This window comes from Streptomyces sp. NPDC001450, assembly GCF_053597295.1.
The window spans coordinates 49,563-60,903 of record NZ_JBSFHY010000028.1; the positions used below are offsets into that span (position 1 = coordinate 49,563).

Genomic DNA, 11,341 nt, shown 5'->3' on the forward strand with positions numbered 1-11,341 from the left:
CCCGCTGTGGACAGCCTGTTGTGACCCCGCCGAGGATCGAGTCAGCCGTCGGCAGAGACGCTGTGCGACCGAGGAGCCCCGGGACGGGGCCTGTCCTCCGGCGCTGCCTGGAACGGCCGGACTTTCCCGTACGCAAAGGACCAACAGTGACTGACAAGTTGTGGGGCGGCCGGTTCGACGAGGACATCACCCCCGATGTCCTGGACTACACGCTCACCACAGACGTCGATGTGCGGCTCGTCTTCGCCGACCTGTGGCAGGACATCGCCCATGTGCTGATGCTCGGCCGCCGCGAGATCATCCCGGCCGAGAACGCGCGGGCGATCCTCGGCGCGCTGCTGAGGCTGTCGGAGCGGCACGAGCGCGGCGAGCTGCGGCTGCGCCCCGAACTCGAGGACGTCCACTTCAACATCGAGCAGATGGTCATCGAGGACCTCGGCCGCGAGGTCGGCGGTCACATGCACACGGCCCGGTCCCGTAACGACCAGGTCTCCACCGATGCCCGCATGTACCTCCGCCGCGTCCAGCTCGACGCCGTCGCCGCGAACCTGGCGCTCATCGACGTCCTGCTGTCCTTCCCGGAGGAGGACCTGCTCGCCATCCTCCCCGGCTACACACACAGCCAGGCCGCCCAGCCGGTCTCCGTCGGCTTCTGGAAGACCGCCCACGCGAGCATGCTGCTGCGGGACGTACGGCGGCTGCGTGACGTCTTCGACCGTACCGACGAGTCCGCGCTGGGCGCGTGCGCGCTGGCCGGCACCTCCTTCCCGCTGGACCGGGAACTCAGCGCCCGGCTGCTGGGCTTCCGGGGCGTGCTCAGCCACGCGCTGGACGCCACCAGCGCCCGCGACTACCTCATCGAGAGCGCGGCGGCCTTCGCGATCGGCGGCAACAACCTCTCCCGCATGGCCGAGGAGATCGTGCTGTGGAGCGGGCACGAGTACAGCCTCGTCGAGGTCTCGGACGCGTACGCCACCGGCAGCTCGATCATGCCGCAGAAGAAGAACCCGGTCGTCGCCGAGCTGACCCGCGGCCGCGCGGGCCGCACCGCCGGCACCCTCGTCCAGCTGCTCACCATGGCCAAGGGCGTCACCCTCGGCTACAGCTGCGACCTCCAGGACGACAAGCCGTACCTGTGGAACGCCATCGACACCTACCTGTCCACGCTGCGTATCGTCGCCGGCCAGACCAGGGGGCTGCGCTTCAACAGCGAGCGCGGCGAGGACCTGTGCTGGGACAACTTCTCCACCGCGACCGAGCTGGCCAACTACCTGGTCTCCGACCACGGCCTGCCCTTCCGTGAGGCGCACCACGTCACCGGCTCGCTCGTCGGCGCCCTGCTCAAGCGCGGCGCGACCCTGCGGGACACCGCCGCGGGTGCCGAGATCCTCGCCGGACTCGGCCACCCCGTCGAGGAGCAGACCCTCGCCCGCCTCTTCGCGCCGCGCGCCGCGGTGACCAGTTACACCAGCCCCGGCGGCACCTCCCCGCAGAGCGTCGAGGCCGTCCGCGCCGAGCTGCGGCAGGCGGTGCAGGGGCACGGGGAGTGGCTGGAGCGCACCCGGGACAAGCTCGACACCGCGCACGCCGCCACCCTCCGGGCGGCCCGCGAGATCGCCGACGGAGCGGACTTCGCCAAGGTCCTCGACACCGTCACGGCCGACCTGCCGGCCGTGCACCAGCGCTGACCCCACCGGGCCGCCCCCGGCCGACACGACATCCCGGAGAACCCATGAAGATCGTGCTCGCCTACTCCGGAGGCCTCGACACCTCCGTGGCACTGCACTGGCTCAAAGAGCGCTACGACGCCGAGGTCATCGCCTTCTGCGCGGACATCGGCCAGCTCGAATCCCTCGACGCCGTCAAGGAACGCGCCCTGCGCACCGGGGCCTCGAAGGTCTACATGGAGCCGCTCGCCGAGCGCTTCCTGAGCGACTTCGCCCTGCCCGCCCTGCAGGCGCACGCCCGCTACGAGAACAAGTACCTGGTGGCCGCGCCACTCTCCCGGCCGCTGATCGCCCAGCGCATGGTGGAGATCGCGCACGCCGAAGGCGCCGACGCCGTGGCGCACGGTGCCACCGGCAAGGGCAACGACCAGGTGCGCTTCCACACCAGCGTCACCGCGCTCGACTCCGGCCTGAAGGTGCTCGCCCCGGTCATCGACTGGGAGCTGACCACCCGGGAGTCGGAGCTGGCGTACGCACGCGAGCACGGCATCGAGGTCTCCGTCACCAAGGAGAACCCGTACAGCATCGACACCAACATCTGGGGCACCAGCATCGAGTGCGGTGAGCTGGACGACATCGAGCAGCCGCCCCCGCCGCACGCCTGGCAGCTCACCGCCGACCCCAAGTCCGCCCCCGAGCGGGCCGAGCAGGTCACGATCCGCTTCGAGGGCGGCGTCCCGGTCGCTCTCGACGGGGAGAAGCTGGAGCTGGTGGAGCTGGTGCGCCGGCTCAACTCCCGGGCGGCGAAGCACGGCGTGGGACGCATCGACATCGTCGAGAGCCGCATCGTCGGCTTCAAGACGCGCGGCATCTACGAGGCGCCCGCCGCCACCGTGCTGATGGCCGCGCACGAGGAGCTGGAAGCGATCGTCCTCGACCGCGAGACCCTCCACCACAAGCAGGCGCTCGCCCTGCGCTACGCCGAACTCGCCTACTACGGCTACTGGTTCTCCGACCTGCGCCGCGCCCTCGACGGCTTCGTCGCCAGCGTGCAGCCCCAGGTGACCGGCGAGATCACGATGGAGCTGTACAAGGGCTCGTGCACGGTGCTCGGCCGTCGCTCCGAGAACTCCCGCTACAGCGGCCGACTGGCCACCTACGAGGCCGGCGACACCTTCGACCACAAGGCGGGCGCGGGCTTCGCCTACGTGTGGTCCCTGCCCCTCACACGACCGTGACCGGAAGGAACGAGGCGAACCGCATGCGCATCGTCTTCATGGGCTACCAGACCTGGGGGCACCGGGTCCTCGAAGCCCTGCTGCAGTCCGAACACGAGATTCCGCTGGTCATCACCCACCCCACCAGCGGCCATGTCTACGAGACCATCTGGAACGACTCCGTGGTCCAGCTCGCCGAACAGCACGGCATACCCGTACTGGAGCGCAAGTACGCCAACGACGACGAAGTCGCCTCGCTGCTGGAGGAGTTGCGGCCCGATCTGCTCGTCTCCTCGGACTGGCGCACCTGGGTGGCCCCCCACATCTACGGCCTGGCCACCTATGGCGCGATCAACGTCCATGACGCGCTGCTGCCCCGCTACGGCGGCTTCGCACCGCTGAACTGGGCGCTGATCAACGGTGAACGCGAGGTCGGCGTGACCGTGCACTTCATGAACGAGGACTTCGACCTCGGCGACATCGTGGTGCAGAAGCGGGTGCCGGTGGAGGACAAGGAAACCGTCACGGACCTGTTCCACAAGACGGTCGACCTGTTCGTCCCGGCCACGCTGGAGGCCATCGACCTCATCGCCTCCGGCCGCACCGAGTGGACCAAGCAGGACCCCGCGCAGGCCACGTTCTTCCACAAGCGGTCGATCGAGGACAGCCGGGTCGACTGGACCTGGTCCGCGCGGGACATCACGAATCTCGTCCGGGCCCAGGTCGACCCGTACCCCAACGCGTTCGCGTACTACAAGGGCGAGCGCATCCGCATCCTGTCCGCCTCGGTCTCCCAGCTTCGCCTCGGCGGCACCGTCGGCCGGGTCTTCCGCCCGGAGGGCGAAGGCGTGGCCGTCGTCTGCGGCCCCGACGCGCGTCGCGGCTCGGAGTACGGCCTGGTCGTGGAGCGGGTCCGCACCGACGACGGGCGGGAGCTGCGCGGCGTCGACTTCTTCCGCACCATGGGCGGATATCTGACGAGCCGGCCGTAACGCGGCTCAGCCCCCTACCGAGGCGGTCCCCGCCGGGGACCGCCTCCTGCCCCTCCCAAGGAGTACCCGGTGAATCTGTTCCTGGCCCTCGCGTCCGCGATGGTGCTCGGCTCCGCCGACTTCGTCGGCGGACTCGCGACCAAACACGCCCGCGCCGCGGTGGTCGTCTGCTGGTCGAACACCGCCGGTCTGCTGACGGCCCTGGTGTTCGCCGGGATCCTCTCCCGCGGAGGGACCAGTTGGTCCGAGGCGGTCTGGGGCGGCCTCGCCGGGCTCTGCGGCAGCCTGGGGGCCATCCTCCTCTACCACGCCCTGGCCAACGGCGTGATGAGCCTGGTCGCTCCGACGACCGCGGCGGCGGCCGCCGCCCTGCCCGTGATCGCCGGGGTGCTGTCGGGCGACCGGCTCACCGGCCTGGCCGTGATCGGCGTCCTGTGCGCCCTTGCCTCGGTCCTGCTGGTGTCCCTGTCGGGCGACGACTCCGGCGGCTCGGCCGACCGGCGCAAGTCGGCCCGCAGCGTGGGGTTCGCCCTGCTGGCCGGCGCCGGCTTCGGGCTGTTCTTCGTGCTGCTGGCCCACACCCCGAGCGACTCCAGCCTGTGGCCGCTGGTGTGGGCCCGCTGCGCCTCGCTGACGCTGCTGCTGATCCTGGGCCTGGTCCGTCGTACGTCCCTGCGGCTGCCGGCCGCGCCGGCCCGGCTCGCGCTGCTGTCCGGGGTGCTCGACATGGGGTCGAGCATCCTGTTCCTGATCGCGGTCAAGGCGGGCAGCCTCGCCATTGTCGGCCTGCTCTCCTCGCTCTACCCGGTCAGCACGGTGCTGCTGGCGCGGTTCGTGCTCAAGGAACGCATCCGCACGGTCCAGCACGTCGGTGTCGTCCTCGCCCTCGGAAGCGTGCTGCTGCTCGCCTGGAGCTGACCCGGCCACACCGTCCCACCCCCGAATCCTGTCTGGAGACCGCATGCCTGCCAGCGACCCGATAGCGCCGCCCCGGGTCCTGCCCTTCGCGGAACACGCCGCGCGCCCCTCGCGCGGACCGTCGGCGCAAGACGCGGCCCTGTCGCTCGACCAGCTCGCCGCCGAGCGCACCGAAACGCTCCCCGGGCCCTTCCACTACCAGCTCAAGGGCGTCCGGTTCACCCTCCCCGCCCTGCACGGCCTGCCCCTCGACGTCTGGGAACGGGTGCGGGGCGGCACGGACCCGGTGGCGTCGCTGCGCGCCGTCGTCGGTGAGCAGAAGACACGCGAGATGGCCGCCGCCGGGTTCACGCTCTGCGATCTCGACGTCATCGTCGAGGACTGGGAGCGCCGCAGCGGTGTCCGACGCTGAGACCTTCAGATGCGAACGCCACGGGCCGGTGGCGGTCGTGGTGTTCTCGGGCCCGCACCATGCGAACGCCCTGAGCCGCGGGCGCATGCGCGAACTGCGCGGCCTGCTCCTGCGGTTGGAGGAGGACCCGACCGTGCGGGCGGTGGTCCTGCGCGCCGACGAGGAGTACTCCTTCAGCGTGGGAGGCGACTTCCACGAGATGCGGCACTTCGTCGGCGGCGCCGAGGCCGACGCGTGGAGCGACGACATCACCGACCTGTGCGTCACCGCGCTGGAGGTCACCAAGCCGATCGTGGCGGCCCTGGACGGCCATGTCATGGGCGTCGGCGTGCTGCTCGCCCTCGCCTGCGACTACCGCGTCGGGTCCGAGAGCTGCTCCCTGCGCATGCCGCACTTCGAGCTCGGCGTCGTCGGGATCTGCGCCGGGTACGTCCTCGAGCGTTCCCTCGGCCGGTCGCTGATGCAGGAGATGCTGGTCTCGGGCGAACCGTGGTCGTCCGAGGACGCTCTGAGCGACGGCCTGCTGCAACGAGTCGTCCCCGACATCGACTTGGCCGCCACCGCGCTGAAACTCGCCGAACGCTTCGCCGCGTACGACGCCACGGCGTTCCGCGTCACCAAACGCCACCTCAACCGGTCCTACGCCCTGGGGCTCCGCGACGTGCAACGCACCGCCCGTTCCTCGCACAGGGCTGCTTTCGCCACCGGCCTGCCCCAACGGCGCATGCGCCGGATCCTCGGCGACGACTGACCTCCCCCATCCCTACCGAAGGAGTTCCGCCTTGCCCGCCGCGGATCCTCTGCCCGATGTGCTGGTCGCTGTTCCGGCGGTGATCCTGGCCTGTCAGACCGGGTCCTGGCTGATGCGCAGGCTCGGCCAGCCTCCCGTGGTCGGCGAGATCGCCACCGGTATCGTGCTCGGGCCTTCGCTGCTCGGCTGGATCTGGCCGGCCGGTCTGCACTGGCTGTTCCCGGACACCGTGTTGCCGTACATCGGTCTGCTCGGCAACCTCGGCCTGCTCGCCTTCATGTTCCTCGTGGGCCTGGAACTCGACCTCGGCACCCTGCGAGGGCACAGCCGGACAGCGATCACGGTGAGCCAGGCCAGCATCGCGCTGCCCCTTGTCCTGGGCTCCCTGCTCGGTCTCGGCATGTACGGCTCCTTCGCTCCCCATGGCGTGGGCCGAGCGGACTTCGTCCTGTTCATCGCCGTCTCGATGAGCATCACGGCGTTCCCCGTGCTCGCTCGTATCCTCACCGACCGCGGCCTGTACAGGACGCCACTGGGCGCACTCGCCATGGCCTGCGCGGCCACCGACGACGTCACCGCCTGGTGCCTACTGACCGTGGTCGTCGCCCTGAGCACCAGCGGCTCGCCCTCCGAGGCGGTCACCGCCGCTCTGCTCACCGCCGGGTTTCTCGCCCTCATGGTCGGGCTCGGGCGCCCGCTGCTCGCCCGCTGGACCTCCCGCGCGGGACGGGTCCCGGACGGCATCGGCATGGTCGTACTGTTCAGCGGCCTGTGCCTGTCGGCGCTGATCACCGACCGGATCGGTGTCCATGCGCTGTTCGGGGCTTTCATCTTCGGGGTCATCACACCTCGTGGCTCCCGGACCGTCGAACGCTGCGCGGAGCAACTGCGTGCCTTCACCCTGCCGGTGCTGCTGCCCCTGTTCTTCGTTGTCACCGGCCTGCGCACGGACGTGTCATCGCTGGCCAGTGATCCGGTGCAGTGGCTGTGGGGCCTCGCGATCCTCGCCGTCGCGGTCGTCGGTAAATGGGGCGGAAGCACGGGCGCGGCCCGGGCCATGGGCCGGCCCTGGCGGGAGGCCCTGGCTATCGGAGCACTGATGAACTGCCGTGGTCTCACCGAGCTGGTGGTGCTCAACGTCGGTCTCGAACTCGGCGTGATCGGACAGGACCTGTTCACCATCCTCGTTCTCATGGCCTTGCTCACCACAGCCCTCACGTCCCTGGCCCTCAGCCGTCTGCTCCGCTCTGCAGCGACCGAGGACGACCGGACTTCAGCCGAACACGGTCAGGTCCCATCGCGATCCCGGGCGCAGAGCACGTTATGAACCCCGGGGGGTCCGTTCCCCAGGCGAAGCGGTGGATCGTGGAGCAGACGAACGGGATCTTGATGTTCTACCGCCGTCTCGTACGCGACTACGAACACCGTCTCGCCTCCTCTCGTTCCCGCCTCCTGTGGGCGATGACCTCGATCATGAGCCGTCGCCTCACCGGAGCCACCCTCGCCTCCTGGAGGACCGCATGAGCGAGAACCCGCAGGTCACACCTATCCTGGAACACATCGAAACCAGAGAGCGTGAACTGGCCTACCAAGCTGGGCAGTTGCGGGAGCGGATCGAGGAACTCACCCGGCAGCTCGGCGAGATCGACGCGGAGCGAGAACCTGCGCATCACCCACAAGACCCTCCTCACGCTCCCGCCGCCGAGCCGGACCGCCCCGACATCCCGGCCCACCCCGCCTACCAGCAGATCCTCACCACCCTGGCCGACGAGGGCCGGCCGATGCCTGCCCGCGATCTGTGCCAGGCCCTCGACCTGCCGATCCTCCCGAAGAACACGGAAGGCATCCGCTCCAAACTGAAACGACTGGTCAACCGGGGCATCCTCGTCGAGCCCGAACCCGGCCTGTTCGCCCGCCCCGGCGCTTGAGGACCATCCCACTCCCGTGACCAGCCGAGGAGAAGGACCCCGTCAAGAAGCGCCTCTTCGGCTACGAGCTCACCCTCGTCGTCGCCCGCGACCCCGACCACACCGGCGCACCCCTGCCCGACGGCACCCTCAACCCTGACGTCGTCCCCGCCCTCACCGTGGCCTTCTCCATCGAGAAACCCAGCCACCGCCCCGGCCAGGTCGCCGTCGAAGCCCTGCTGCGCGTCGACGACCGCTACCCCCGCGGCTACCTGGCCGCCGACCGCGCCTACAACGACCAAAAGCCCGAGAACTTCCAGCTCCCCATCCGCGCCATGGGCTACCAGCCCGTCTACGACTACGCCAAGGACCAGCTCGGCGTACAGACCAGCTTCGCCGGCGCCCAACTCATCGAGGGCAACTGGTACTGCCCTTCCATGCCCGAGCCCCTCAAGACCGCCACCAAGGACCTCGTCGACAAGAAGATCGACAAGGCCACCTGGACCAAACGGGTCGCAGTGCCCCAAACTCTGGCAGCCCCTCCAGTACGGCAGCGCGGAACGGCAGCGCGTCTGCTTCCGGCTGCGCAACAGCATCGAAGGGATCAACGGCTACGCCAAGGACCCCTTGCACGAACGACTCGAATCGGGCGGCACCCGCCGCATCCGCGGCATCGCCGCCCAGGCGATCCTCGTGGCCTTCCAACTCGCCCACGCCAACAAGCGCAAGCTCGCCGCATGGGCCGACGCCATCACCCTGAACGGCGATCACCCCGCCGCCGTCCCAACCGACGCCGCAAGACCAAACCCTGGGCACCTGGACCCCCGAGGGATACCTCACCGAGCCAGAGAAGCCAGAGAAGAGTGAGACAAGCCACAGGCCCACGAATCCACTGAACTGAAGATCAACAACTCCAGATCGCGACTGCCCGGCGGCCCACCAGCCGCCGGGCAGATCTGCGCGTGAACACTGTCACACCCCACCCACCCGGACATACAGAAACGGGCTGATCGCTTTCACGATCAGCCCGTTCCGTCGGTGCTGCCAGGGCACTTTCGTCGGTGCCCCTGTGTGGGGAACCGACGGAATGCGCTGGTAAGCGACAATGCCGCGAGGTCAGAGATCGTTTCCCGCGCTGTGCCGTCGGTTTTCCCACTCCCCTGGCCACGGAGATGATCACCGCACCGGCCCTCCTTGCCTCGCAACGGCCAAGCCGCGCAGCCAACAGGTCAGCGATGGCTGGTCTGGTGGGCGAGTTGCAATAGGCGGTGGACGTCATGTGCCGCGTCCGCGCAGCACAGGAGGGCCGTGGCCACGAGGAGCGCGGTGAGTGCGGGGATGAGGGGCTGGGCGCGGGCGCCACGGTGAGGCGGTTCGAGCAGGGCGGCGACTCTGCGGGGAATGGGGCCTGCCGCGGTCGAGGGGCCGGTGAGGTGCAGCGCGGTTCGGGGTGCGCGGGTCCGGGGCGCGGTGCGTCGTCTGGCCAGGGCGGCCTTGCCGATGGTGCGGGCCACGCGTCGGCGGTCTCCTGTGGCGAGAGCGGCTTCCTCGTCGGCCCAGCGCTCGACCGTGTAGGAGATATGCCGGGCCAGCGGGCGGAGCAGCGGGTTGGCGGTCGCGGCCAGCTGGGCAACCGTGACGAACCAGTGGTGGCGGGCGCGCAGGTGGGCCCGTTCGTGGGCCACGAGGACGGAGACTTCTTCGGGTGTGAGTGCGGCCAGCATTCCTGTCGAGACGACGATGCGTCCTTCGGGAGTGGCCGAGGTCGCGCTTCCCGGTACGGCGAACGCGTCGGCCGAGGGGTCCTCCACGACCGACAGCCCGTTTTGTGTCGGCAGGCAGGCCGCTTCTCGCGCGGCCGTGCGCTGGGCGCGGACCCGGCGCCGCAGGACCCGCGCCGTCGCGATGGCTGCCGACACCAGCGCCCCGCCTGCCAGGAGAGGGATGAGCTTGGTGCCCGGGGTTCCGTCCCTCAGTACGCGCAGGGACCAGTGGCCGAAGGAGGCCACCGCCGAGGTGCGAAGCAGTCCGGTCAGAGCGAACAGGATCAGTGCTGCGCTACTGGCCACGGCGAGCGCGGCGGCGGTAGCGGTGAGCAGCCACGTCGCCGACCGGGGGTCCAGGCTCTCGGCGAGAGGGCGTGCGACCCAAGTGGCCGGCAGTGCTAGGAGCAGCAGGAGGTAGACCGTGCAGAACACGGACGGTTCGGTTCCCTTCAACCTGGGGGACGGGTGAGTTCGGAGGCCCGCGAGGCCAGGGAGCTCAGCCGCCGGAAGGCAGCTCCGTGCCCAGCAGGCGGCGCAGCAGCCGCTCGTCGTCCGGGGACATCGTGGTGACGAAGCGGCTCAGGACGGCCTCGCGGTCGGGTTCGTCGGCGAGCAGCTGGTGCAGGCGGCGGGCGGCCAGGCCGGGCTCGTCGTCGACGGGCGCGTAGGCGTAGGCGCGGCCACGGCGGGAGCGCCGCAGAAGTCCCTTGTCGTGCAGGCGGGACAGGGTGGTCACCACCGTGCTGTAGGCGAAGTCGCCGGTGAGACGGTCCCGGACCTCGCCTGCCGTGAGGTCGTCGTGCGCTGCCTGGAGTACGGACAGGACCTCCGCCTCCAGCATGCCGTTGGGGCGGCGTCCACCGGGGTCCCCGATGCCGAGCAGGGCTCTGCGGTCCATGCTGTGGTCACTCCCTTCCCCGCCCGGGAGTGTGCCATGGCCTGGCTACTGGCCGGTACGCGGGTCTGCGCCGAGCAGCGCCAGGATCTCGCCCAGGGTCTGCTCGAACACCGGCCCGGGATCGGTCAGCGCGAAGGCCAGGTGCCCGAACACCTCCATGGACACCATGCCGTACAGGCGGGACCAGGCGAGGACGAAGACGTACAGCGCTTCCAGGGGCGGTTCGGAGCCGACGTGTTCGCGGACCTCCTCCAGCTGGGCGAGCCAGTCGGGGTCGAGCGTGCCGGGTTCCGGCAGGGGCAGAGTGCCGGTCCGCCAGAACTCCATCATCAGGCCCACGAACACCCCGCCGAAGCGCCAGCTGGCCGCGTGGCAGGGGTCGCCCGGCGCACAGTCCGCGTCGGACATGGGCTTGCTGAAGATGAGGGTGAACTCGGGCTTGTGGTGCAGCGCCCAGGTGCGCAGCGCGCGGGCGACCGCGGTGAAACGACCCTGCGGCGACTGGTCGGGTGCCCTGTCGCGGGCCCGCGACAGATCGGCGGTGAGTTCGTCGTAGAGGAACGCCGTCAGCGCCTGCACCAGTTCGCGGTGGTCGGCGTAGTAGCGGTACAGCCCAGGGGCGGTCATGCCCATCTCGCGGGCGATGGCGCGCAGGGACACGGCGCCGGGGCCTTCGTCCACCAGCAACTGCCGGGCACAGCGCAGGATCTCCGACTTCATCTCGGCGCGCTGGCGCTCTCGCGACTCCTCGCGCTGCCGCGCCCGTCGGGCCGACGGTGGGGCGATCTGGCTGCTCACGGCTGTGTCTCCCGC

General features: G+C 70.1%; 13 protein-coding genes. 10 read left to right on the forward strand and 3 right to left on the reverse strand.

Annotated features, from left to right (window positions below; genetic code table 11):
• Nucleotides 1–146: 146 nt before the first annotated feature.
• The 10 genes from argH to ACWC5O_RS27970 all read left to right on the forward strand — a co-directional run bounded on the left by argH (nt 147) and on the right by ACWC5O_RS27970 (nt 8,731).
• Nucleotides 147–1,688, forward strand: coding sequence for an argininosuccinate lyase (gene argH, locus ACWC5O_RS27925; protein ID WP_180360457.1), 1,542 nt, complete (start codon nt 147–149; stop codon nt 1,686–1,688).
• 44 nt (nt 1,689–1,732) lie between these two features.
• Nucleotides 1,733–2,905: an argininosuccinate synthase gene (locus tag ACWC5O_RS27930; protein ID WP_450589960.1), complete on the forward strand. Its 1,173-nt coding sequence runs from the start codon at nt 1,733–1,735 to the stop codon at nt 2,903–2,905.
• A 23-nt stretch (nt 2,906–2,928) separates the two neighbouring features.
• Complete coding sequence (locus ACWC5O_RS27935; protein ID WP_450589959.1) at nt 2,929–3,876, forward strand: methionyl-tRNA formyltransferase; 948 nt, start codon at nt 2,929–2,931, stop codon at nt 3,874–3,876.
• 69 nt (nt 3,877–3,945) lie between these two features.
• Nucleotides 3,946–4,794 (forward strand): EamA family transporter, encoded by an 849-nt coding sequence (locus tag ACWC5O_RS27940; RefSeq protein ID WP_381779652.1) that lies wholly within the window; start codon nt 3,946–3,948, stop codon nt 4,792–4,794.
• A 43-nt stretch (nt 4,795–4,837) separates the two neighbouring features.
• Nucleotides 4,838–5,206 (forward strand): hypothetical protein, encoded by a 369-nt coding sequence (locus tag ACWC5O_RS27945; RefSeq protein WP_450589958.1) that lies wholly within the window; start codon nt 4,838–4,840, stop codon nt 5,204–5,206.
• Nucleotides 5,193–5,957 (forward strand): enoyl-CoA hydratase/isomerase family protein, encoded by a 765-nt coding sequence (locus ACWC5O_RS27950; protein ID WP_450589957.1) that lies wholly within the window; start codon nt 5,193–5,195, stop codon nt 5,955–5,957. The genes ACWC5O_RS27945 and ACWC5O_RS27950 overlap by 14 nt, the downstream gene beginning before the upstream one ends.
• A gap of 31 nt (nt 5,958–5,988) precedes the next feature.
• A complete protein-coding gene (locus ACWC5O_RS27955; RefSeq protein ID WP_450589956.1) occupies nt 5,989–7,284 on the forward strand; it encodes a cation:proton antiporter in 1,296 nt (431 codons plus the stop codon).
• A 38-nt stretch (nt 7,285–7,322) separates the two neighbouring features.
• Nucleotides 7,323–7,481 (forward strand): hypothetical protein, encoded by a 159-nt coding sequence (locus ACWC5O_RS27960; RefSeq protein ID WP_450589955.1) that lies wholly within the window; start codon nt 7,323–7,325, stop codon nt 7,479–7,481.
• Nucleotides 7,478–7,885 carry a hypothetical protein gene (locus ACWC5O_RS27965; protein ID WP_450589954.1) on the forward strand — a complete coding sequence of 136 codons (408 nt, stop codon included), beginning with the start codon at nt 7,478–7,480 and terminating at the stop codon, nt 7,883–7,885. Before ACWC5O_RS27960 ends, ACWC5O_RS27965 begins: the two co-directional genes overlap by 4 nt.
• A 606-nt stretch (nt 7,886–8,491) precedes the next feature.
• Complete coding sequence (locus ACWC5O_RS27970; RefSeq protein WP_450589953.1) at nt 8,492–8,731, forward strand: hypothetical protein; 240 nt, start codon at nt 8,492–8,494, stop codon at nt 8,729–8,731.
• Between the two features lie 362 nt (nt 8,732–9,093).
• On the opposite strand, the gene ACWC5O_RS27975 is transcribed toward ACWC5O_RS27970, so the two are convergent.
• The 3 genes from ACWC5O_RS27975 to ACWC5O_RS27985 all read right to left on the reverse strand — a co-directional run bounded on the left by ACWC5O_RS27975 (nt 9,094) and on the right by ACWC5O_RS27985 (nt 11,326).
• On the reverse strand, nt 9,094–10,062 hold the full coding sequence (locus ACWC5O_RS27975; RefSeq protein ID WP_450589952.1) for a M56 family metallopeptidase: 969 nt from the start codon (nt 10,060–10,062) through the stop codon (nt 9,094–9,096).
• A gap of 64 nt (nt 10,063–10,126) precedes the next feature.
• Entirely contained in the window at nt 10,127–10,528 is a 402-nt protein-coding gene (locus ACWC5O_RS27980; RefSeq protein ID WP_450589951.1) for a BlaI/MecI/CopY family transcriptional regulator, read from the reverse strand.
• Nucleotides 10,529–10,573: 45 nt separating this feature from the next.
• A complete protein-coding gene (locus ACWC5O_RS27985; protein ID WP_450589950.1) occupies nt 10,574–11,326 on the reverse strand; it encodes a TetR/AcrR family transcriptional regulator in 753 nt (250 codons plus the stop codon).
• Nucleotides 11,327–11,341: the final 15 nt, after the last annotated feature.

Bases quoted from the DNA above. Each gene is read 5' to 3' on its own strand.
- ACWC5O_RS27980 (WP_450589951.1), bottom strand. From the start codon at position 10,528: ATGGACCGCAGAGCCCTGCTCGGCATCGGGGACCCCGGTGGACGCCGC.
- ACWC5O_RS27945 (WP_450589958.1), top strand. From the start codon at position 4,838: ATGCCTGCCAGCGACCCGATAGCGCCGCCCCGGGTCCTGCCCTTCGCG.
- ACWC5O_RS27930 (WP_450589960.1), top strand. From the start codon at position 1,733: ATGAAGATCGTGCTCGCCTACTCCGGAGGCCTCGACACCTCCGTGGCA.
- ACWC5O_RS27965 (WP_450589954.1), top strand. From the start codon at position 7,478: ATGAGCGAGAACCCGCAGGTCACACCTATCCTGGAACACATCGAAACC.
- ACWC5O_RS27935 (WP_450589959.1), top strand. From the start codon at position 2,929: ATGCGCATCGTCTTCATGGGCTACCAGACCTGGGGGCACCGGGTCCTC.